This is a genomic window from Paludibacterium flexuosum (assembly GCF_037076605.1).
Taxonomy (GTDB): domain Bacteria; phylum Pseudomonadota; class Gammaproteobacteria; order Burkholderiales; family Chromobacteriaceae; genus Paludibacterium.
The window spans coordinates 229,210-249,551 of record NZ_AP029060.1 but is presented as its reverse complement, the minus strand read 5'-3'; the positions used below and the strand labels follow the sequence as shown (position 1 = coordinate 249,551).

Here is a 20,342-nt window from a genome sequence, read left to right as displayed (position 1 = left end):
TTTACTTGTGCGCTTGGAAAATTCGGAAAAATGGGACGATTATAACCTGACCAGGCAAAATCCGGTGAGCCGATTCACCCCCCCCGGACTGCCGCAGTCGCCACCACGGGGTCAGGTCTTGTATTTTGCGTCTCGATGCAAAATACAAGACCTGACCCCGTGGTTGTTTTTTTACGTTGCCAGGGCGGCCAGACGATCCAGCCAGCGGGTTGGCAGCAGCCGCTTCAGGTACCAGAAAACCTTGGTGGGCAGGGTCACACGGTAGCGCGCTGCCGGATGACGGGCGTTGAGCGCGCGCCAGACGGCAGCAAACACCGCCTCGGGGCCTTCGGTGAAGGGGGTCGGCTTGCTGACGCGCTGCAGGCGATCGAGCTGACTGCGATACGAGTCGGCATGCACCCCGCGCGTCGGATCGACCTGCTGCAGAAAGTGCCCCAGTGCATTGTCGCGAAACGGAGTGGCAATCGGCCCCGGTTCAATCAGCACCACCGCCACCCCGGAACCGGCAAGCTCCAGCCGCATGGTGTCACACAGCCCTTCCAGCGCAAATTTGCTGGCATTGTAGGCGCCTCGATAGCGCATGGCGGCAAAACCGAGAATGGAACTGGTGAACAGAATGCGGCCATGTCCCTGCCGGCGCATGACCGGCAGCAGCAGATTGGTCAGTTCCCAGGCGCCGAACACATTGGTTTCAAACTGGGCTCGCATGGCCTGGCGACCGATGTCCTCCACCGCCCCCGGCTGACCGAAGCCTGCATTATTGAACAGGGCATCGAGCCTGCCGCCAGTCAGCGACAGGGTTTTTTCCACGCCGGCACGCAGTGAGTCCGAATCATCAACATCCATCTGCAGCGCCTCCAGCCCCTCCCCCTGCAACCGCGCCACATCCTCGGCCCGGCGACAAGTCGCCAGCACCCGCCAACCCCTGGCCTGCAAGGCTTTGGCGCAGTGATAACCAATACCGCTGGAGCAGCCGGTGATGAGAATGGTTTTATTCATGATGAAGAAAGAACCTTTGTTCAATGGTAAAGTCTGACTGCGTTTGCAGAATGTTGCCTGATTATCTCTGGAGAGTCTTGTTCATGACCAGTTCCGTTCCTTCGGTCGGATCCCCGTTGTTCTATTTGCTGTTTTTTGTGATGGTCCTTGGCATGATCGCCCTCGACATGCTGGCGCTGAAGCAAAAGGGCCCTCACCGGGTGACCACCAGGGAGGCGCTGGGATGGAGTCTGGTCTGGTTCAGCGTGGCACTGGCCTTCGGATTCGGCCTGTGGGCCTGGCTGGCACATGACCCGGCGGTCGGGCCGGTGATTGCCCGGCAAAAGGCGCTGGAGTTCTTTACCGGCTACGTCATCGAAAAAGCACTGGCCGTGGACAACATCTTTGTTTTCCTGGTGATTTTCGGCTTTTTCGGCGTCCCGGCCGAACACCAGCGCAAGGTGCTGTTGTACGGTGTCCTGGGGGCTCTGGTGCTGCGCGCACTGATGGTTGGCCTGGGCGCCGCACTGGTGGCGGAGTTCTCCTGGGTGCTGTACCTGTTCGGGGCCTTTTTGCTGCTGACCGGGATCAAGATGCTCAAGGGCAATGACAGCGACCCGGACCTGAGCCAGAGCCGGTTGCTGGCCTGGTTGCGGCGCCACATGCGCCTGAGCGACCGGCTGGAGGGCGAGGCCTTCTTTACCCGGCGCAACGGCATGCTGTACGCCACCCCGCTGCTGCTGTGCCTGGTGATGATCGAGCTGTCGGACGTGGTGTTTGCCGTCGACAGCATTCCGGCCATCTTTGCCGTGACACTCGATCCGTTCATCGTACTGACCTCCAACATCCTGGCGATTCTCGGTCTGCGCGCGCTGTTCTTCCTGCTGACCGGCATGCTCGACCGCTTTCATCTGCTGCAGATCGGTCTGGCACTGGTTCTGTGCTTCATCGGCCTGAAGATGCTGCTGGTCAACTGGCTGCACATCGCCGCCGGCTGGTCGCTGCTGGTGGTCTTCCTGCTGCTGGGCGGCTCGGTGGTACTGTCGCTGCTGAGACCGCAACCCGCCCAATAAATCATTGTCTCACTAGCTTCACAGATCGCCGACGTAGGGTGCCGCGTGTCCCGCCCCGGGATTCGTGGCATCATGTCCGACCCGATTTCATCCGGACTGTCTCATGACCCGTACCCTGACCCGACTGTTTCCGCTCTGGGCCATCCTGCTTTCGCTGGTGGCATTCATGCTGCCCGCCCGCTTCACCCCCCTGTTGCCGCATACCGGGCTGATGCTCGGCCTGATCATGTTCGGCATGGGCCTGACCCTGACGGCAGCAGATTTCCGACGTGTCCTGCAGCGTCCGGCACCGGTGCTGGCAGGCATTGGTCTGCATTATCTGATCATGCCGCTGGCCGCCTGGCTGCTGGCACGTGCCTTTCACCTGTCCCCGGAGCTGACCGCCGGCATGGTGCTGGTCGGCAGCGTGGCCAGCGGTACAGCCTCCAATGTCATCATCTATCTGGCCGGTGGTGACGTGGCCCTCTCGGTCACTGTCTCGGCGCTCTCCACCCTGGTCGGCGTCTTTGCCACCCCGCTGCTGGCTCGGCTCTACATTGATGCCTCGATCAGCGTCGACATCCTCGGCATGCTGCTGGGCATCCTGCAAGTCGTGATCCTGCCCATTGGCCTCGGCGTGCTGGCCCACCGCTTTGCCGCCCCGCTGGTACGACGCATCGAGCCGGCGCTGCCGCTGGTCTCCATGGCGGCCATCGTGCTGCTGATCGCCGCCATTGTCGCCGGCAGCCAGAAAAACATCGCCAGTGTCGGACCTGTGCTGATCCTGGCCGTGATGCTGCACAACCTGACCGGACTGTTCTGTGGCTACTGGGGGGCGCGCCTGCTGGGCTTCAGCGAATCGGTATGCCGCACGCTGGCCATCGAGGTCGGCATGCAGAATTCCGGTCTGGCCGCCCAGTTGGGCAAGACTTATTTCTCGGTACTGGCCGCTCTGCCGGGGGCGTTGTTCTCGGTCTGGCACAATCTGTCGGGCTCGCTGCTGGCGGGTTACTGGCGCAGCCGGCCCTGTGGACAAGCGAACTCGGTACGCCCCGACACCGGGCGCTGACCGCCACCCCAACAAAAATCATTGTTATCTGGCACAGCTCAGTAGATGGGCATAAAATATGCCGTTTCCGTTCGCGCTACGCGCGCGAGCCAACCACATCGCGCAAGGGACTTCTGATGGCCAAATCCGCCAAGACGCCGGAGAGCTTCGAATCTGCATTGGCCGAGCTGGAAAGCATCATTCAGGCCATGGAAGGCGGCGAAATGCCGCTGGATGCGGCGCTGACGGCTTACAAGGACGGTATCGAACTGCTCAAGTTCTGCCAGGGCAAGCTGTCCGATGCCGAAGGCCAGCTGAAAGTGCTGGAAGAAGGTCAACTTAAGCCGCTGGAGCTGAAAAATGGTGCCTGAGCCATTTCTCGGCTGGATGACCGACATTCAGCAGCAAATCGAGCGCACGCTGGCGCACACGCTGCCATCCGAAAACTGTGCACCGGTCGAACTGCACCAGGCCATGCGCTACGCCACGCTGGAAGGCGGCAAGCGCGTGCGGCCGCTGCTGGTCTGCGCCGCCGGCGCACTGACTGGCGCCGGGCAGGACAACCTGCTGCGCATCGGCGCCGCCATCGAGATGATCCACGCCTATTCGCTGGTGCATGACGACATGCCCTGCATGGACAACGACGTGCTGCGCCGAGGCAAGCCAACCTGTCACGTGGCCTATGGTGAAGCCAATGCCCTGCTGGTGGGCGATGCCCTGCAGACGCTGGCCTTCGAGCTGCTGGCCACGCCGTTGCCGGGCGTCGAGGCCGCCACCCAGCTGTCGATGGTCGCCACGCTGGCGCAGGCCTCCGGTCAGGCCGGCATGGCCGGTGGTCAGGCCATCGATCTGGCCAGTGTCGGGCAGCAACTGTCGCTGCCGGAGCTGGAATACATGCACATGCTGAAAACCGGCGCCCTGATCCGAGCCTCGGTACTGCTGGGCGCCCGTGCCGGCCGTGCGCTGAGCAATGAACAGCAACACAAGCTGGACCACTTCGCCAAATGCATCGGTCTGGCCTTTCAGGTGGTCGACGATGTCCTTGACTGCGAGGCCGACACCCAGACTCTGGGCAAGACCGCCGGCAAGGACGCCGCCAATGACAAACCCACCTATGTCAGTCTGATGGGCTTCTCCGAAGCCAAACGCTTTGCACGCGAGCTGCGTGACGATGCCTTTGCCGCCCTGGCGGACTTCGGCCCCGATGCCCAACGCCTGAAAGAGCTGGCCGATTATATCGTCGCCCGCTCGTTCTAACGCACACGAACAGAACGACCATGTACCCGTTGCTAGACACCATTGACACCCCCGCCGACCTCAAGCGGCTGACCCGCCAGCAGTTGCCGCAGCTGGCCAGCGAGTTGCGCGCTTTCCTGCTGGAATCGGTCAGCAAGACCGGCGGCCATCTGGCTTCCAATCTGGGCAGCATCGAGCTGACCATTGCCCTGCACTACGTCTTTGACACGCCGCATGACCGACTGGTGTGGGATGTGGGGCATCAGACCTACCCACACAAGATCCTGACCAACCGCAAGGCGCGCATGCACACCATGCGTCAACAAGGCGGCCTGGCCGGTTTCCCCAAGCGTGAAGAATCCGAGTACGACACTTTCGGTGTCGGCCACTCCTCGACTTCGATCGGTGCGGCGCTGGGCATGGCGGTCGCGGCACGCCAACAAGGCATCGAGCGCAAGAGCATCGCCGTGATCGGCGATGGCGCCATGACCGCAGGCATGGCCTTCGAGGCGCTCAACAATGCCGGCGACATGGATGTCGATCTGCTGGTGGTGCTCAACGACAACGACATGTCGATTTCGCCCAACGTCGGCGCGCTCAACCACTACTTCTCGCGTCTGCTGTCCGGTCGCTTCTACTCGGCCATGCGCAGCGGTTCGAGCAAGGTGCTCGGCATGGTGCCGCCGATGAAGGAAATCGCCAGCAAGGTGGAAGAGCACGTCAAGGGCATGTTCACGCCGGGCACGCTGTTCGAGGAGTTCGGTTTCAACTACCTCGGCCCGATCGACGGCCACGACCTGAATGCCCTGGTCGACATGCTGAGCAATATCAAAAACCTCAAGGGTCCGCAGTTCCTGCACATCGTCACCAAGAAGGGGCAGGGCTACAAGCTGGCGGAAAATGACCCGGTGGCCTATCACGGCGTCACCCGCTTTGATCCGGCCAACGGCCTCGCCGGCGGCAAGAAGGATGGCAAGCCGGCCTACACCCAGATCTTTGGTGACTGGCTGTGCGATATGGCGGCACTCGACAAGCGGCTGGTCGGCATTACCCCGGCCATGCGCGAGGGCTCCGGCCTGGTGCGCTTTGCCCGCGAATACCCTGAGCGCTACTTTGATGTCGGCATTGCCGAGCAACATGCGGTCACCTTTGCGGCCGGCCTGGCCTGTGACGGCATCAAGCCGGTGGTGGCCATCTATTCGACCTTCCTGCAACGCGCCTACGACCAGTTGATTCACGACGTGGCGCTGCAGAACCTGCCGGTGGTCTTTGCCATCGATCGCGCCGGACTGGTGGGCGCCGACGGACCGACCCATGCCGGATCCTTCGATATCTCCTTCCTGCGCTGCATCCCGAACATGACGGTCATGACGCCTTCGGACGAAAACGAATGCCGCCAGATGCTGTATACCGCCTTCATGCTGGATAGCCCGACCGCGGTACGTTACCCGCGCGGCACCGGCCCGGGCCGTCCCATCGAGACGGTCATGCAGGCTCTGCCGCTCGGGCGCGGCATCGTACGCCGCCAGGGTCAGGGCAAGGTCGCCATCCTGGCCTTCGGCAGCATGGTCACCCCGGCCCTGGCTGCCGCCGAAGCGCTGGATGCCACCGTGGCCGACATGCGCTTCGTCAAGCCGATTGACCGCGAGCTGATCGCCGAACTGGCCGCCCGCCATGCACTGATCGTCACGGTGGAAGAAAACGCCATCATGGGCGGCGCCGGCTCTGCCTGCGTCGAAGTGATGGAGGCGCTCGGCCTGCAGACCCCGGTCTTGCAACTGGGTTTGCCGGACGACTATATCGAGCATGGCGACCCCGGCCTGCTGCTGGCCGGCTGCGGCCTCGACGCCAATGGCATCGGCGCCGCCATCCGGCTCAGGCTGGAGACACTTTGATGCAAACCAAAGCCGGCGCATGCCGGCTTTTTGCTTGCCGGAAGGGGCTCACATGAACGGCTTTCACCCTGCAGACTGGCTGCAGCTGACCGGCACCCCGCTGGAAGCGCTGCCCGCCTTGCTGACCAGCCTGGGCATCGGCCTGCTGGTCGGCATCGAACGCGAGCGCAAACGCCATGTCCTGGCCGGGATTCGCACGTTTCCGCTGGGCGCCATGTTCGGCACCCTGTGCGCCATGATCGGCCAGCACAGCGGCGAACCACTGTTCCCGCTGGCGGGCCTGCTGGTACTGACGGCCTTCGGTTTTCTGCCCGGCGTACATGGCGTCGACGAAAACAGCGACCCGCACACCACGACCATTGCAGCCTTTGTGGTGGTCTACTGCCTGGGCGTACTGGTTTATTACGGCTACGCGCCGCTGGCCGTGGCCGGGGCCATCCTGGTCACGGCCCTGCTCTACCTCAAGCCGGAGCTGGTCGGGCTGACCCGCAAGCTCGACCGGCGCGACATTTACTCCCTGCTGCAGTTCGGTGCACTGAGCTTCATTATCCTGCCGCTGCTGCCCAACCGGGCCATTGGGCCCTTCGAGGCCTTCAACCCGCATCAGGTCTGGCTGATGGTGGTATTGATCGTCGGTCTGGGTCAGGTCGGCTATCTGTCGGTACGCCTGTTTGGCAACCGGGTGGGCGCACCACTGCTGGGACTGCTCGGCGGCCTGGTGTCCTCCACCGTCACCAGTCTGATCTATGCCCGCCAGGTCAAGCGCGAGCCCGCCAGCCTGGTGCGCGCCAGTACCATCATCCAGCTGGCCAATCTGGTACTGAACTTGCGCATGATGCTGTTTGCCGCCGCACTGGCACCGGCCGCCCTGCCCTTTGTCGCCACGGTCATGGCCCCCGGCATGTTGCTCGGGCTGGCCATAGCGTTATTGCGCCACCACCGGCAACAACGACAGGAAGACCAGCAACAGCTGGCGCTGAGCAACCCGGCCGACCTCAAGATGGCACTGGGCTTTGCCGCCGCTTTCGCACTGATCCTGCTGGTCTCGGCCTGGCTGAATGCCGAATTCGGACGCTCGGGGGTCTATACCGTCGCGGTGATCTCCGGCGCCAACGAAGTCGACGCCATCGTACTGACCGTGCTGAACCTGTTTGCCCAGCAACGCTTTGAAGCCGTGTCCTGCGCGACGGCCATTGCCCTGGCGGTCGGTGCCAACGCACTGTTCAAGATGGGGTTGATCTTCAGCATGGGCGGACGTGAGCTGGCCCTGCGCTGCCTGCCCACTTTCCTCGCCATCCTCGGCGGGTTGATGCTGGGCACCCTGGCGCTGCAACTGGGCTGGCTGTAAAGCCAGACAGCGCCCGGGCGCCTTCTGGTGGCTCAGGCGCCCGGCGGCAGCGACCCGTCGCCGCGCAACCAGTGGACAAACAGGGTGTAGCAGACGGCGAGCAAGGTCGGGCCGATGAACAGGCCGATCATGCCCCAGGCCAGCAGGCCGCCGATGACGCCGATGAAAATCAGCGACAGCGGCAATTTGGCCCCCTGACTGATCAGCACCGGCTTGATGAAGTTATCGATGGTATTGACCAGCAGGAACCCCCACAGCGTCAGGAAAATCGCCAGGCCATTGTGCCCGGTGTAGAACACCCACAGCGCCGCCGGCAGCCATACCAGCAGCGTCGGCAACTGCGCCACCGCCAGCATGAAACACAGGAAACCCAGCACCACCGGCGCCGGCACGCCGGCAATCACCAGACCGATCACACACAGCAGGGTCTGCACCAGTGCGGTACCGATCACCCCGGTGGTCACGCCGCGAATCGTACGCGAGACCACCTCGGGCAATTCGATGGCCGGCGCACCACCCAGTTTGATGATGGTGGCCTCGGCAACACGCCAGGCATGCTCGCCATTGATCAGCAGCAAACCGGCCACCACCAGCGCCAGCACGATCTCCAGCAGGCTCAGCACCAGCTGCGCGCCATAGGACAGGGACCACAGTGCGCCGCGATTGATGGCCGGCATCAGCTTGCCCAGCATCGCCGGCAGATCGTTCTGTGCCCCGCGCCAGATCTGGCCGAGCGGGTCACCGACAAACGGCAGGTTGAGCAGCCAGGCCGGCGCATCGGGCAGGTGGTAGTTGCCCAGCCCGCGCGCAATCTGGCTCAGGAACGGCCACAGATCCCCCAGAGACAGAATCATCAGGGCAATCGGTGCGGCAATCGCCAGGGCGATCGCCCCGATCATCACCAGCGCCGCCAGCCGGCGACGATTATGCAGTTTGTAGACCAGCCAGTTGTAGGCCGGCCAGACTGACACGGCAATGATCACCGCCCAGATCAGCGCACCGAGAAACGGCTGGATGATGCGATAACAGGCCACCACCAGCAACAGCACCACGGCGATGCGCATGACACCCATCACGCTGACATTCGACAGACTCTTGGCAAACATTCCTTCTCCCGGCGCCACTGGCGCCCGACTCACTGTGCGGACTGCAACGCCGCCAGCCTTTTGGCCAGCGCCGCTGCATCGATATAACCAATGATACGATCACGTTCCTGTCCGCGGGCATCCAGCAGAATAATGCCCGGCGGGCCGTACAGGCCGAAACGGCGCAGCAGCGCGGCATGCGCTTCACTGTTCTGCGTCACGTCGGCACGCAGCAGGGTCATGCCCGAGAGCGGCCCGACCAGCGATGCTGCGCGCCAGGTGGTGTCGTCCATCTCCTTGCAGCTGACACACCAGTCGGCATAGAAATCGAGCACCACCGGCCGCCCGGCCGCTGCCTGCAAGGCAGCATCAAAGCCGGTGACATCGGCCACCGGCGCAAAATGCGGCAGGCTGCCCGGCGCGGCCGCCGCCGCACGCCCCCCCAGCCAGGCCAGCGGCGCCCGCGGATTTGACTCGCCCGCCAGCGCACCAACCAGTTCGGCTGCCCCGATCAGAAACAGGACCAGTCCCAGCGCCTTGCCCAGGCGGGTCAGGGAGTGAGCATTGACCGGCAGCGCATCAAATGCCCGCAGAAACACCGCCGAGCCGATGCACAACACCCCCCAGGCCGTCAGCACCAGCCAGCCGGGCAGAAAGGGCGTCGCCAGTTGCAGGGCCACCGCCAGCATCACCACGCCGAACACCGCCCGTACCCCGTTCATCCAGCGGCCGGCACGCGGCAGCAGGTGTGCGCCGAAGGTCCCGACCAGCATCAGGGGCACCCCCATGCCCAGCGCCATCAGATACAAAGCCAGCCCGCCCAGCCAGGCATCACCGGTGCTGCCGATATAGCCCAGCGCCAGCGCCAGCGGCGGGGCCACGCAGGGCCCGACAATCAGCGCCGACAAAGCCCCCATCAGCAACACCGTCAGCAGACGCCCGCCCGGCAGGCGATTGGCACACGCGGCCAGCTGCGACTGCAAGGCATTGGGCAACTGGATGTTGAACAGCCCGAACATCGACAGGGCCAGCAACACCATCAGGGCGCAGGCCGACAGGATCACCGCCGGCTGCTGCAGCCAGACGGTCAACAGCGAGCCGGTCAGCCCGGCCACCACGCCGACGGCGGTATAGGTCAGCGCCAGTCCCTGCACATAAGCCAGCGACAGGGCAAATCCGCGCCGGCGCGTCAGCGTGCCCCCCTGCCCGGCAATCAGTGAGGCCAGGATGGGCAGCAGCGGGTACATGCAGGCGGTGAAGGCCATGCCGACCCCGGCGGCAAAGAAAGCCAGCAGCGTCAGCGGCAGCCCCCGGGGGGCCGGCTGACTGCCGGCCGGGGACGGGGTCTGCCAGCCGGTCAGCCAGGCACCGGCCGAAGCATCGGTCCCGCCGACCTGCAGCTTGCGGGTATATGGCGGATAGCAAACCCCCACCTTGGCGCAGCCTTGCAGGCGTACCGACAGGGTGAACTGCGCCGGCGCACCGGGTCGCAATGGCACCACGATGCGATTCTGGCGCTCGAAGATCACCTGACGGCCGAAATAGGGATCGTTTTTCACCTCACCGGCAGGGAAACGCACCGCCTGCAGCAGGTCCGGCGGGGTGGTGGTCAATTGCATACGATCACGGTAGACGTAATAACCCTCTGCCACGTCCAGCGTCAGCATCAGTTCATCGCCGGTTCTCTGCACCGAAGTGACAAAGGCCTTTTCCGGGCGCAGCAAATCGCCCTGCTCCAGCGCCTGGGCGGGACGAATCAACATGGCAAGCGATGCCAGCAAGATAAAAAAGAGGAAAAAACGCTGTTTCATGCAGGGCCTTATTATCGGGTCGACCAGAATGGACTGATACACAACCGGCCAGTTCCCCGAGCCTTCCGATGCTTACCAATCAGTAAAAAATTCCGCTACTATGACAAACGTTTGTTCCAATTTGCATAGACCATGACAGAACACCTGTATTTTGCCCATGCAAACAGCTTCCCCGCCAGTGTTTATCAAAAAATGCTGACGGCGCTGGGCCAGCACTACACCGTGTCCTACACCGACTGCATCGGTCACAACCCGGCCTATGCCATCCGTGACTGCTGGCCACAGCTGGTAGATGAAACCATCGCCGCCATCGAACAAGGCGGCCAGGGCCCCGTATGGGCAGTCGGGCACTCCCTCGGCGGCATCCTGGTGCTGTACGCCGCCATCGAGCGCCCCGACCTGTTCAAAGGACTGGTCATTCTGGACTCCCCCCTGTTCGCGCCACGCCGCGCCTGGAGCATCTGGCTGGCCAAGAAGCTGGGCTTCATCGACCGCGTCACCCCGGGCGGCAACACCCTGAAGCGACGCGACAGCTGGGCTTCGGTCGAGATGGTGCACGATTATTTCGGCCGCAAGCCGATGTTCAGCCGTTTTGATCCGGACTGTCTGTGGGACTATGCCCGTCATGGCACGATCGACGACGGGCATGGTGGCCGCCAGCTCAAGTTCCGGCCGGCCATCGAGCATCAGATCTACTGCACCCTGCCACACAATATGCACCGCTACCGTGATCGCAACCGGGTACCGGGGCTCTACCTGGCCGCCGGCGACAAACCGGTGCTCAACGCGCACGACCTGCACTATGTGCGCCAGCGTCTGGGGCTGCAAACCGATCATCAGCCCGGCAGCCACCTGTTCCCGCTGGAACAGCCACTGGCCACTGCCGAGCGCATCATCCAGGCCTTTGCCGCCATGCGGCAGGCCGACTGAGGCCCCCCATGGACATCACACTCCGCCTGTTGCAAGCCAACGATGCCGAAGCCTTTCGTGCGCTGCGGCTGCACAGCCTGCACACCGACCCACTATCCTTCGTCCCCTACCCGGATGAAGAAGCATCCCTCTCCGTAGCGCAATTTGCCCAGCGGCTGACCGAGCCGCCCTGCGTCGGCATGATCGGCGCCTTCTGCGACGGACAGCTGGTCGGCATGGTCGGTCTGCTGCAGCACGCACGGCGCAAACAACAGCACAAACTGACCATCGTCAGCATGTATGTCGCCGAAAGCGCGCGCGGCAGCGGTACGGGAAGAAAGCTGATGCAGGCCGCCATTGCCCATGCCAGGCAACAGCCCGGCGTCAGCCGTCTTTTGCTGAGCGTCCACGGCACCAATGTTCCGGCCATCCGTCTGTACCGTTCGCTGGGATTTGTGCCCTATGGCGTCGAACCGGAGGCCATGGTTGTCCATGGCCAGCCTCAGGATGAGATCCTGATGGGGCTGGCACTGTAGCCATGGCGCCCGCCGGGGAGGTTGTTGACACCCCCAGGCGGAACTGCCAACCTTCCCGCTTTGTTCATCAGCCCTCAGCAATCATGAAAATTACCTCGAACAGCGCCGTCACCTTGCGGATGAAAGTCACCGACAGCCAGGGACATGTTTACGACGATGGCAAGTCGCCGGTGTCCTACCTGCATGGGGGTTACGACAACCTCTTCCCCAAACTGGAGGCCGCGCTGGAAGGTCAGGAAGCGGGCTTTCAGACCACACTGGAACTCGTCAGCGAAGACACCTTTGGCGAACGTGACGAGGCGCTGGTCACCAGCATGCCCAAAGCCGACTTCCCGCCCGGCATCAAGGTTGGCGGCCAGATCCGCCGCCTCGGCCCGGATGGCGAGCCCCGCTACTACTTCGTCACCAAGATCAAGGGCCCGGTGGTCCTGCTGGATGGCAACCACCCGCTGTGCGGCAAGACTCTGCGCTTCCAGATCAAAGTACTGGACGTGCGCGAGGCCAGCCAGGAAGAAATTGCCCATCAGCATGTCCATGGCGAGCACGGCCATCAGCACTAAGCATTGTCTGCACGCGATTGGCAGCTGCGGACAACAGAAGGCCCTCCCCGACGGGGAGGGCCTTCTGCCAAACCAAACAGGTGCCGCGGACGTACCTGCTTACATCAGCTCAATCGCCATGGCGGTCGCTTCGCCACCGCCGATACACAGACTGGCCACCCCGCGACGACCACCGGTCTGACGCAGGGCCGAAATCAGCGTCACCAGAATGCGTGCACCGGACGCACCGATCGGATGCCCGAGTGCGCAGGCCCCGCCGCGAACATTCAGACGGGCATGTGGCAGATCCAGTTCGCGCATCGCCGCCATCGCCACCACGGCAAACGCCTCGTTGACCTCGAACAGATCCACCTCGCTCACCGACCAGCCGGTCTGCGCCAGCAGCTTCTTCATCGCCCCCACCGGGGCGGTGGTGAACCAGGCCGGGGCCTGCGCATGGGTGGCATGGCCAACAATGCGTGCCAGCGGCGTCAGGCCACGACGCGCCGCCTCGGCGGCTGTCATCAGCACCAGCGCCGCCGCGCCGTCGGAAATCGAACTGGCATTGGCCGCTGTCACCGTGCCATCCTTCCTGAACGCCGGCTTGAGCTGCGGAATCTTGTCCGGACGGGCCTTGAGCGGCTGCTCGTCCTGGCTGACCGCACGCTCGCCTTCCAGCGCCACGATCTCGTCCGAGAAGGCCCCGCTCTCGATCGCCTGCTGCGCGCGCGCCAGCGACTCCAGCGCATAGGCATCCTGCGCGGCCCGGGTGAAACCGTAATGCTCAGCGCACTGCTCGGCAAACACCCCCATCAGCTGGCCCTTGTCATAGGCATCCTCCAGCCCGTCGAGGAACATATGATCCTTCAGCTCGCCATGGCCCAGCCGCAAACCGGTACGTGCCTTGGGGATGATATACGGGGCGCGGCTCATGCTTTCCATTCCGCCCGCCACCATCACCGCCGCCGACCCGGCCTTCAGTTGGTCATGCGCCAGCATCACCGCCTTCATACCCGAACCACACATCTTGTTGATCGTCAGACAGGCCGTCGATTCGGGCAGTCCGCCCTTGAGTGCGGCCTGACGTGCCGGTGCCTGGCCCTGCCCCGCCCCCAGCACATTGCCCATGATGACTTCTTCGACCTGATCGGCCGCCACACCGGCGCGCACCACCGCAGCGCGAATCGCCGCCGCTCCCAGTTCACCGGCGCTCAGGTGCGCCAGATCGCCCTGCAGCCCCCCCATCGGGGTACGCGCCATACCAACAATCACGATGTCTTGCTGTTGCATCATTGCTCTCCACAGGAAGGAAAATCAGGGTCAGTCCATGATAGATCACAATTGACGTTAACGTAAACGTTACGCTATGGTAAAAACACCATTTGTCATAAGAACAAGCCACAAAAAGGGATCTGCCAATGAAGATCGAACGCGCCGCCGTCATCGGTGCCGGCACCATGGGCCATGGCATTGCCCAGGTTCTGGCCGCCAGCGGCTGTCATGTCACCCTGGTCGATGTCTCGGCCAGTGCCGTCGATGCAGCGCTGGGAAAAATAGCCGCCAGCCTGGACCGCTTCTGCCAGAAAGGTCAGATCAGCGCCGAAGACAAAGCCGCCACCCTGGCGCGTCTGCACCCGGCCAACAGCCTGAGCGAACTGCACGAGCGCCAGATCATCATTGAAGCCGCCAGCGAAAACCAGGCCATCAAGCAACAGATCTTTGAAGAGCTGGACCGGCTCAGTCCGCCGGAAACGCTACTGGCATCGAACACCTCGTCTATCCCGCTGACCCGCATCGCCGCCTGGACCCGCCGCCCGGCGCAGGTGATCGGCATGCACTTCATGAACCCGGTGCCGCTGATGCCGCTGGTCGAAGTGATCCGTGGCCTGCGTACCAGTGACACCACCTGGCAGACCGTCATGGACCTGGCTCGCCAGTGCCAGAAAACCCCGGTCACCGTGCAGGATGCTCCGGGCTTCATTTCCAACCGCATCCTGATGCCAATGATCAACGAAGCAGCCTTTGCTCTGTACGAAGGCATCGCCAGCGCCGAGGACATCGACACGGTGATGAGACTGGGCATGAATCACCCCCTCGGCCCGCTGGCGCTGGCGGATCTGATTGGTCTGGACACCTGTCTGTCGATCATGGATGTGCTTTATCAGGAATTCCGTGACAGCAAATACCGCGCCTGCCCCCTGCTGGCACAAAAAGTCGCCGCCGGCCAGCTGGGCAAAAAGAGCGGTCAGGGCTTTTACACCTATTGAGCGGAGACAGACATGGACTTTGCCCTCACCGATGACCAGCGCGCCTTTCAGGACGCCGCCCGCCGCTTTGCCCAGGACGCGCTGGCGCCGCATGCCGCCGAATGGGACGAACAGGAGCACTTCCCGCTGGACGCCATCCGCCAGGCGGCCGACCTCGGTTTCTGCGGTCTGTACATCCCGGAAACGTTCGGTGGCCTCGGTCTGGGACGGCAGGATGCCGCCCTGATCTTTGAAGAACTGGCCGCCGGCTGCACCGCTACCGCCGCCTACCTGACCATCCACAATATGGTCGGCTGGATGATCGCCCGCTTCGCCCGACCGGAGGTTGCCGGACACTGGGTGCCGCAAATGGTGGCCGGCGACAAACTGGGCAGCTACTGTCTGACCGAGCCGAATGCCGGCTCGGATGCCGCCTCACTGCAAACGCGCGCCGAGCGCACGGCCGGCGGCTACCGCCTGAGCGGCTCGAAAATGTTCATTTCCGGCGCCGGCAGCACCGATGTGCTGGTGGTCATGGCCCGTACTGGCGGCCCTGGCGCAGGCGGGATCTCCGCCTTTGTTGTCCCCGCTGATGCACCCGGCATTGGATATGGCAAAAAAGAACGTAAAATGGGTTGGTGCAACCAGCCGACCCGCGCCGTGACCTTCGACCAGGTGGAGATTCCGGCCGACAACCTGCTGGGCGAAGAAGGTCAGGGTTTCAAACTGGCCATGCGCGGTCTGGATGGCGGGCGCATCAACATTGCCGCCTGCGCCCTTGGCTGCGCCCAGGCAGCCCTGAATGCCGCCGGGACCTATGTGCAGCAGCGACGGCAGTTCGGGCAGCATCTGGCCGAGATGCAGAGCGTGCAATTCCGCCTGGCCGACATGCTGACCGAGCTGGTGGCCGCCCGACAGATGGTGCGTCTGGCCGCCTGGCAGCTTGACAGTGGCAGCCCGGAGGCCGGCACCTATTGCGCCATGGCCAAACGGTTTGCCACCGACGCCGGTTTCAAGGTGGCCAATGAAGCGCTGCAATTGTTCGGCGGATACGGCTATCTGAAAGACTTCCCGCTCGAACGCCATGTGCGCGACGCCCGGGTCCACCAGATTCTGGAAGGCACCAACGAAATCATGCGACTGATCATCGCCCGTAAACTGCTGAGCGCCGGCGCGCTCGACACCCTGCGCTAGGAGAGATGCGTGACTGACACCATTCAACTGGAACGCCTGGGCCATACTGCCCTGCTGACACTGGCCAACCCGCCGGCCAACACCTTCACCCGCGACAATCTGGCTGCGCTGAAACAATGCGTGCTGCAGCTCAATGCCGAACGCGACATTTACGCCCTGGTGATCACTGGCCAGGGCGAAAAATTCTTCTCGGCCGGAGCCGACCTCAAGCAATTTGCCGACAGCGACAAGGCCGTGGCACAGACGCTGACCATCCTGTTCGCCGAAGCCTTCGAGACACTGAGCGCCTTCCGCGGCCTGAGCATTGCCGCCATCAACGGCTATGCCATGGGCGGCGGGCTGGAGTGTGCGCTGGCCTGCGACCTGCGCATTGCCGAAGAACAGGTGCAACTGGCACTGCCGGAAGCCTCGGTCGGCCTGCTGCCCTGTGCCGGCGGCACGCAGAACCTGCCCTGGCTGGTTGGCGAAGGCTGGGCCAAACGCATGATTTTGTGCGGTGAGCGCGTTGATGCGCCGACCGCCCTGCGCATCGGCCTGATCGAACAGATGGTGCCGCGTGGCGAAGCGCTGAACAGCGCCCTGAAGCTGGCCGAACAGGCTGCGCGCCAGTCCCCCGGCTCGCTGGCTGCCTGCAAGACCCTGATCCAGGCTGGCCGCCATCAGCCGATGGCCAGCAACCTGATCCGCGAACGCGAAGCCTTTGTGCGCCTGTTCGACAGCCAGGACCAGCACGAAGGGGTCAACGCCTTTCTGGAAAAGCGCAGCCCGCAATGGAAAAACGCATGAACCCGGTTGAATTCAGCACCCTGCCTTGCGGCGCGGGCCAACAGCTCGGCATCGCCACCCTCAACAGCGAAAAGAGCCTCAATGCCCTGACGCTGCCCATGATCCGCGCACTTGATCGCCAACTGATCGCCTGGCAGCACGATGCCGCCGTGGTCGGCGTCGTGCTGCGCGGCGCCGGCGACAAAGCCTTCTGCGCCGGCGGCGATGTGCGCGCCCTGCGCCAGGCGTTGATCGACCGCCCGGGCAACGCCCCGCACCCGGACGCAGAAAGCTTCTTCAGCGAGGAGTACACCCTCGACTACCGCATCCATTGCTACCCGAAACCCCTGATCGTCTGGGGCAGCGGTATCGTCATGGGCGGCGGCCTGGGCCTGCTGGCCGGTGCCAGCCACCGCGTGTTGACCGCCACCAGCCGCATCGCCATGCCGGAAATCACCATCGGCCTGTACCCGGATGTCGGTGGCAGCTGGTTTCTGTCACGCATGCCGGCCAGGGTCGGCCTGTTCCTGGCACTGACCGGCGCCCCGGTCAATGCGGCCGATGCGTTGTGGCTCAACCTGGGTGACCACATCCTGGCAGCCGGCGCCTTCGACAGCATGCTCGACCGCCTGGTCAGCGCACCCTGGCCGGCCGATCCGCGCGACCACAAGGCCTATGTCAGCCAACTGCTGGGCGCCATGGAGGACCATCCGGCACTCGACAGCCCGGTGCAACGCCACTTCGACACCATCCGCCGCCTGATGAACCAGGGCACCCTGCAGGATGTGCGGCAAAGCCTGGAATGCGCCAGCTTCGACGATCCCTGGCTGGCCAAAGCGCGCGAAGGCTTCCTGCATGGCTGCCCGACCAGTGCGGCATTGTCGTGGGAGATTGAACGGCGTACCGCCCACCAGTCGCTGGCCGATGTGTTACGCATGGAACTGACGCTGTCGGTCAATGTCTGCGCGCGCAGCGAATTCGTCGAAGGCGTTCGCGCCCTGCTGGTGGACAAGGACCGGCAGCCCAGATGGTCACACAGCTGGAGCCAGCTCAGCCACGACTGGATTGACAGCCACTTCGACAGCCCCTGGCCGGACAACGCCCACCCGCTGCGCCAGTTGGGGCACTGAGCCGCAGACAACAAGCCCCGGCTCGCCGGGGCTTGTTGCAACGCAAGGCAAATCTGGCAAAAACCGCTACCATGGCGCCATGACCTCGCTTCACTACCTCCATGGCTATCCCGCCACCTTGCAGGAACAGGTACTGACCCTGCTGCAAACCAACAAACTCGGTGACTGGCTCGCACGGCGCTACCCGGTCCGCCACACCATCCAGACCGACAAGGCGCTGTACCAGTACGTCAGCGATCTGAAACAGCGCTACCTGAAGAACGCGCCTGCCCTGGCCAAGGTGCAGTTCGACGGCCAGCAGCATCCGGTCAAGGGCACGCTGGGGACGAATACCTTCGTGGCGCGGGTACAGGGCAACAAGCTCAAGAGCAAGAACGAAATCCGCATTGCCTCGCTGATGCGCGAGGCACCGGAAGACTTTCTGCGCATGCTGGTGGTGCACGAGCTGGCACACCTGAAGGAAAAAGACCACAACAAGGCGTTCTATCAACTGTGCTGCCATATGGAGCCGGACTACCACCAGCTCGAGTTCGATATGCGAGTCTGGCTGACCTGGCGCGATGCCCAGCCGGAATCAGCCTGACCATGTCCAAGCCGTCCGCCCCCCTCCCTGCACGCCAGGGCCTGACACCCAGCAGACTGCACTTGCCCCCTGGCAGCTGGCCGACCCTGCTGGCCTTTCTCTGCGAGCGCTTTGCCCATGTGGATCAGGCTAGCTGGCAACAACGCCTGACAGAGGGACGGATCTTCGATGCCCAGGGACGGCCCTTCCAGCCCGACAGCCCCTATCCGGCACGCCAGCTGATCTGGTACTACCGCGAAGTGGCTGCCGAAACCCCGATCCCGTTCAATGCCCCCGTTCTCTACCGTGACGAGCATCTGATCGTCGCCGACAAACCGCATTTTCTCGCCAGCATTCCCGGAGGCCGCCATGTGCACGAGACCCTGCTCGGCCGCCTGCGACGTGAACTGGCCCTGCCGGCGCTGACGCCGATCCACCGGCTGGACCGGGAAACGGCCGGCGTCATGCTGTTCTGCTGTCGCCCACAAGAGCGCGGCGCCTACCAGACCCTGTTCCAGCAACACCAGGTGCAAAAAGAATACGAGGCCATCGGTGCCTGGCGGCCGGAACTGACCTTGCCCATGGTCTACCGCAGTCGCCTGCAGGAGGCCGAGGGCCACTTTCGCATGATCGAAGTAGCGGGCGAAGCCAACAGCGAAACCCATATTGCGCTGATCGAGCGGCGCGGGATGCTGGCGCGCTACCACCTGCAACCGCGCAGCGGCAAGAAACACCAGCTGCGCGCCCACCTGGCCGCACTGGGCATCGGCATCTGCGGTGATCCTTGGTACCCGGACTTATTACCCGACAAGGCCGCCGATGACTTCAGCGCACCGCTGTGCCTGCTGGCACGCGCCATTCACTTCACCGACCCGATCGACGGTCAGGCACGCAGCTTCTATAGCCAACGCACGCTCGACTGGCCGGGCGAGGATTAAACACCCATCCAGAAAGACGGGGTCAGGTCTTGTTTTTTGCGTCTCGATGCAAAAAACAAGACCTGACCCCGTCTTTCTCCGTCTTTCGCTACCCTTGACCGCCAAAATTTTGCTGCAGGAAATCCAGCATGGCCGTCAGTTTGGCCTGATGTTGCCGGCCGGGCGGAAACAGTGCCGTCAGTGGCATGGGGTCGTCGACACGCCAGGGCTTCAGCACTTCGACCAGCCGCCCTGACTGCAGGGCTGGCTCGAGCATGAAGGCCGACTGGCGAATGATGCCGCCGCCAGCCAGGGCCAGACTCAGCAGGGACTCGGCACTATCCACGCGCAGGCGGGCGCCGACGTCGATCATCCTTTGCTGTCCGTCGACCCGGAACGGCCATTGATCGGCCTGTGCCACATCGGCCACCACCAGACACTGATGCTGTGCCAGCTCTGCCGGATGTCGCGGCTCACCAGCCTGCTGCAGATAGGCCGGCGCGGCACACACTTTGCGCGGCAACGCGGTAATGGGCCGGGCCACCAGATCATCCACCGGGCCCAGCGGCCCCAGCCGCAAGCCCAGATCAAATCCGTCGGCCGCAATATCCACCAGATGATCCGTGACCGAGACCTCCAGACTGACCTGAGGATACATCGCCAGAAAGCGCGGAAGCGCCGGCAGCAGTTGATGGTTACCAAAGGCGGTCCCCACGGTCAGCCGCAAGGTGCCTTGCGGTATGCGGCGGCCCAGGCGCAGATCAGCTTCGGCCGCCGCCAGATCATCCACAATGCGCCGCGCATGCGCGATAAAGCGTTCGCCCTCGGCGGTGGGCACCACTCGCCGGGTACTGCGGGCAAACAACCGGCTGCCGAGGCGTTTTTCCAGCCGGTCTATCGCTTTGGACAAGGCTGAAGCGGTCAGTCCCAGGCGCTCGGCGGCGCGCGTAAAGCTGCCGGTTTCGGCGAGCTGCACGACCGCCAGCAGTTCGATTGTCTGTGTGCCGATCATATTAATGAAATCCATTCATCAATGAGTTTCCAGATGAACTGATTATAAATTCACGAATAAGGAATACGCTGAAGCTTTG

The 20,342-nt window shown here is 63.5% G+C and carries 20 protein-coding genes; 15 read left to right on the top strand and 5 right to left on the bottom strand.

Translation table 11 applies throughout. From position 1 onward, the window contains the following. Positions 1-171: 171 nt before the first annotated feature. A complete protein-coding gene (locus AACH39_RS01110; protein WP_215776621.1) occupies positions 172-999 on the bottom strand; it encodes an SDR family NAD(P)-dependent oxidoreductase in 828 nt (275 codons plus the stop codon). An 83-nt stretch (positions 1,000-1,082) separates the two neighbouring features. Here AACH39_RS01110 and AACH39_RS01105 point away from each other — a divergent pair, with 83 nt between their 5' ends. The 6 genes from AACH39_RS01105 to AACH39_RS01080 all read left to right on the top strand — a co-directional run bounded on the left by AACH39_RS01105 (position 1,083) and on the right by AACH39_RS01080 (position 7,557). Beyond that, the gene (locus tag AACH39_RS01105; protein ID WP_215776623.1) at positions 1,083-2,051 is read left to right on the top strand and encodes a TerC family protein; all 969 of its coding nucleotides are present in this window, start codon (positions 1,083-1,085) and stop codon (positions 2,049-2,051) included. Between the two features lie 103 nt (positions 2,052-2,154). Beyond that, positions 2,155-3,099 (top strand): bile acid:sodium symporter family protein, encoded by a 945-nt coding sequence (locus AACH39_RS01100; RefSeq protein WP_338620712.1) that lies wholly within the window; start codon positions 2,155-2,157, stop codon positions 3,097-3,099. Between the two features lie 116 nt (positions 3,100-3,215). After that, a complete protein-coding gene (locus tag AACH39_RS01095; protein ID WP_215776628.1) occupies positions 3,216-3,449 on the top strand; it encodes an exodeoxyribonuclease VII small subunit in 234 nt (77 codons plus the stop codon). Positions 3,450-3,465: 16 nt separating this feature from the next. After that, on the top strand, positions 3,466-4,335 hold the full coding sequence (locus AACH39_RS01090; protein ID WP_252346237.1) for a farnesyl diphosphate synthase: 870 nt from the start codon (positions 3,466-3,468) through the stop codon (positions 4,333-4,335). 20 nt (positions 4,336-4,355) lie between these two features. Next, on the top strand, positions 4,356-6,209 hold the full coding sequence (gene dxs, locus AACH39_RS01085) for a 1-deoxy-D-xylulose-5-phosphate synthase (protein WP_338620711.1): 1,854 nt from the start codon (positions 4,356-4,358) through the stop codon (positions 6,207-6,209). A gap of 52 nt (positions 6,210-6,261) precedes the next feature. Continuing rightward, a complete protein-coding gene (locus AACH39_RS01080; protein ID WP_215776636.1) occupies positions 6,262-7,557 on the top strand; it encodes a DUF4010 domain-containing protein in 1,296 nt (431 codons plus the stop codon). 32 nt (positions 7,558-7,589) lie between these two features. Here AACH39_RS01080 and AACH39_RS01075 read toward each other — a convergent pair whose 3' ends face one another. Next, a complete protein-coding gene (locus AACH39_RS01075; protein WP_215776638.1) occupies positions 7,590-8,663 on the bottom strand; it encodes an AI-2E family transporter in 1,074 nt (357 codons plus the stop codon). A gap of 29 nt (positions 8,664-8,692) precedes the next feature. Further along, positions 8,693-10,453 (bottom strand): protein-disulfide reductase DsbD, encoded by a 1,761-nt coding sequence (gene dsbD / locus AACH39_RS01070; RefSeq protein ID WP_338620710.1) that lies wholly within the window; start codon positions 10,451-10,453, stop codon positions 8,693-8,695. A gap of 132 nt (positions 10,454-10,585) precedes the next feature. On the opposite strand from dsbD, the gene AACH39_RS01065 reads away from it, so the two are divergent. The 3 genes from AACH39_RS01065 (at position 10,586) to AACH39_RS01055 (ending at position 12,458) form a co-directional block, all read left to right on the top strand. Beyond that, entirely contained in the window at positions 10,586-11,383 is a 798-nt protein-coding gene (locus tag AACH39_RS01065) for an alpha/beta hydrolase (protein WP_215776642.1), read from the top strand. 8 nt (positions 11,384-11,391) lie between these two features. Continuing rightward, positions 11,392-11,898 (top strand): GNAT family N-acetyltransferase, encoded by a 507-nt coding sequence (locus AACH39_RS01060; RefSeq protein WP_215776643.1) that lies wholly within the window; start codon positions 11,392-11,394, stop codon positions 11,896-11,898. 83 nt (positions 11,899-11,981) lie between these two features. Then, the gene (locus AACH39_RS01055) at positions 11,982-12,458 is read left to right on the top strand and encodes a peptidylprolyl isomerase (RefSeq protein ID WP_215776644.1); all 477 of its coding nucleotides are present in this window, start codon (positions 11,982-11,984) and stop codon (positions 12,456-12,458) included. Positions 12,459-12,557: 99 nt separating this feature from the next. Here the strand turns inward: AACH39_RS01055 and AACH39_RS01050 are convergent, their stop codons facing one another. Next, positions 12,558-13,730: an acetyl-CoA C-acyltransferase gene (locus AACH39_RS01050; protein WP_338620709.1), complete on the bottom strand. Its 1,173-nt coding sequence runs from the start codon at positions 13,728-13,730 to the stop codon at positions 12,558-12,560. A gap of 125 nt (positions 13,731-13,855) precedes the next feature. On the opposite strand from AACH39_RS01050, the gene AACH39_RS01045 reads away from it, so the two are divergent. From AACH39_RS01045 to AACH39_RS01020, 6 genes are all read left to right on the top strand, one after another. Continuing rightward, positions 13,856-14,704 carry a 3-hydroxybutyryl-CoA dehydrogenase gene (locus AACH39_RS01045; protein ID WP_338620708.1) on the top strand — a complete coding sequence of 283 codons (849 nt, stop codon included), beginning with the start codon at positions 13,856-13,858 and terminating at the stop codon, positions 14,702-14,704. A gap of 12 nt (positions 14,705-14,716) precedes the next feature. After that, positions 14,717-15,877: an acyl-CoA dehydrogenase family protein gene (locus tag AACH39_RS01040; protein WP_215776647.1), complete on the top strand. Its 1,161-nt coding sequence runs from the start codon at positions 14,717-14,719 to the stop codon at positions 15,875-15,877. 9 nt (positions 15,878-15,886) lie between these two features. Next, on the top strand, positions 15,887-16,663 hold the full coding sequence (locus AACH39_RS01035) for an enoyl-CoA hydratase (RefSeq protein WP_215776649.1): 777 nt from the start codon (positions 15,887-15,889) through the stop codon (positions 16,661-16,663). Then, a complete protein-coding gene (locus AACH39_RS01030; RefSeq protein ID WP_215776651.1) occupies positions 16,660-17,772 on the top strand; it encodes an enoyl-CoA hydratase/isomerase family protein in 1,113 nt (370 codons plus the stop codon). The genes AACH39_RS01035 and AACH39_RS01030 overlap by 4 nt, the downstream gene beginning before the upstream one ends. A 79-nt stretch (positions 17,773-17,851) precedes the next feature. After that, on the top strand, positions 17,852-18,355 hold the full coding sequence (locus tag AACH39_RS01025; protein WP_215776653.1) for a M48 family metallopeptidase: 504 nt from the start codon (positions 17,852-17,854) through the stop codon (positions 18,353-18,355). A 2-nt stretch (positions 18,356-18,357) separates the two neighbouring features. After that, a complete protein-coding gene (locus AACH39_RS01020) occupies positions 18,358-19,272 on the top strand; it encodes a pseudouridine synthase (RefSeq protein ID WP_252346056.1) in 915 nt (304 codons plus the stop codon). A gap of 88 nt (positions 19,273-19,360) precedes the next feature. On the opposite strand, the gene AACH39_RS01015 is transcribed toward AACH39_RS01020, so the two are convergent. Further along, positions 19,361-20,278 (bottom strand): LysR family transcriptional regulator, encoded by a 918-nt coding sequence (locus AACH39_RS01015; protein ID WP_215776655.1) that lies wholly within the window; start codon positions 20,276-20,278, stop codon positions 19,361-19,363. Positions 20,279-20,342: the final 64 nt, after the last annotated feature.

Excerpts from the sequence above, each read along its gene's own strand:
- AACH39_RS01110 (WP_215776621.1), bottom strand. The coding sequence starts at position 999 with ATGAATAAAACCATTCTCATCACCGGCTGCTCCAGCGGTATTGGTTAT.
- AACH39_RS01105 (WP_215776623.1), top strand. The coding sequence starts at position 1,083 with ATGACCAGTTCCGTTCCTTCGGTCGGATCCCCGTTGTTCTATTTGCTG.
- AACH39_RS01100 (WP_338620712.1), top strand. The coding sequence starts at position 2,155 with ATGACCCGTACCCTGACCCGACTGTTTCCGCTCTGGGCCATCCTGCTT.
- AACH39_RS01095 (WP_215776628.1), top strand. The coding sequence starts at position 3,216 with ATGGCCAAATCCGCCAAGACGCCGGAGAGCTTCGAATCTGCATTGGCC.
- AACH39_RS01090 (WP_252346237.1), top strand. The coding sequence starts at position 3,466 with ATGACCGACATTCAGCAGCAAATCGAGCGCACGCTGGCGCACACGCTG.
- dxs (WP_338620711.1), top strand. The coding sequence starts at position 4,356 with ATGTACCCGTTGCTAGACACCATTGACACCCCCGCCGACCTCAAGCGG.
- AACH39_RS01080 (WP_215776636.1), top strand. The coding sequence starts at position 6,262 with ATGAACGGCTTTCACCCTGCAGACTGGCTGCAGCTGACCGGCACCCCG.
- AACH39_RS01075 (WP_215776638.1), bottom strand. The coding sequence starts at position 8,663 with ATGTTTGCCAAGAGTCTGTCGAATGTCAGCGTGATGGGTGTCATGCGC.
- dsbD (WP_338620710.1), bottom strand. The coding sequence starts at position 10,453 with ATGAAACAGCGTTTTTTCCTCTTTTTTATCTTGCTGGCATCGCTTGCC.
- AACH39_RS01065 (WP_215776642.1), top strand. The coding sequence starts at position 10,586 with ATGACAGAACACCTGTATTTTGCCCATGCAAACAGCTTCCCCGCCAGT.
- AACH39_RS01060 (WP_215776643.1), top strand. The coding sequence starts at position 11,392 with ATGGACATCACACTCCGCCTGTTGCAAGCCAACGATGCCGAAGCCTTT.
- AACH39_RS01055 (WP_215776644.1), top strand. The coding sequence starts at position 11,982 with ATGAAAATTACCTCGAACAGCGCCGTCACCTTGCGGATGAAAGTCACC.
- AACH39_RS01050 (WP_338620709.1), bottom strand. The coding sequence starts at position 13,730 with ATGATGCAACAGCAAGACATCGTGATTGTTGGTATGGCGCGTACCCCG.
- AACH39_RS01045 (WP_338620708.1), top strand. The coding sequence starts at position 13,856 with ATGAAGATCGAACGCGCCGCCGTCATCGGTGCCGGCACCATGGGCCAT.
- AACH39_RS01040 (WP_215776647.1), top strand. The coding sequence starts at position 14,717 with ATGGACTTTGCCCTCACCGATGACCAGCGCGCCTTTCAGGACGCCGCC.
- AACH39_RS01030 (WP_215776651.1), top strand. The coding sequence starts at position 16,660 with ATGAACCCGGTTGAATTCAGCACCCTGCCTTGCGGCGCGGGCCAACAG.
- AACH39_RS01025 (WP_215776653.1), top strand. The coding sequence starts at position 17,852 with ATGACCTCGCTTCACTACCTCCATGGCTATCCCGCCACCTTGCAGGAA.
- AACH39_RS01020 (WP_252346056.1), top strand. The coding sequence starts at position 18,358 with ATGTCCAAGCCGTCCGCCCCCCTCCCTGCACGCCAGGGCCTGACACCC.
- AACH39_RS01015 (WP_215776655.1), bottom strand. The coding sequence starts at position 20,278 with ATGGATTTCATTAATATGATCGGCACACAGACAATCGAACTGCTGGCG.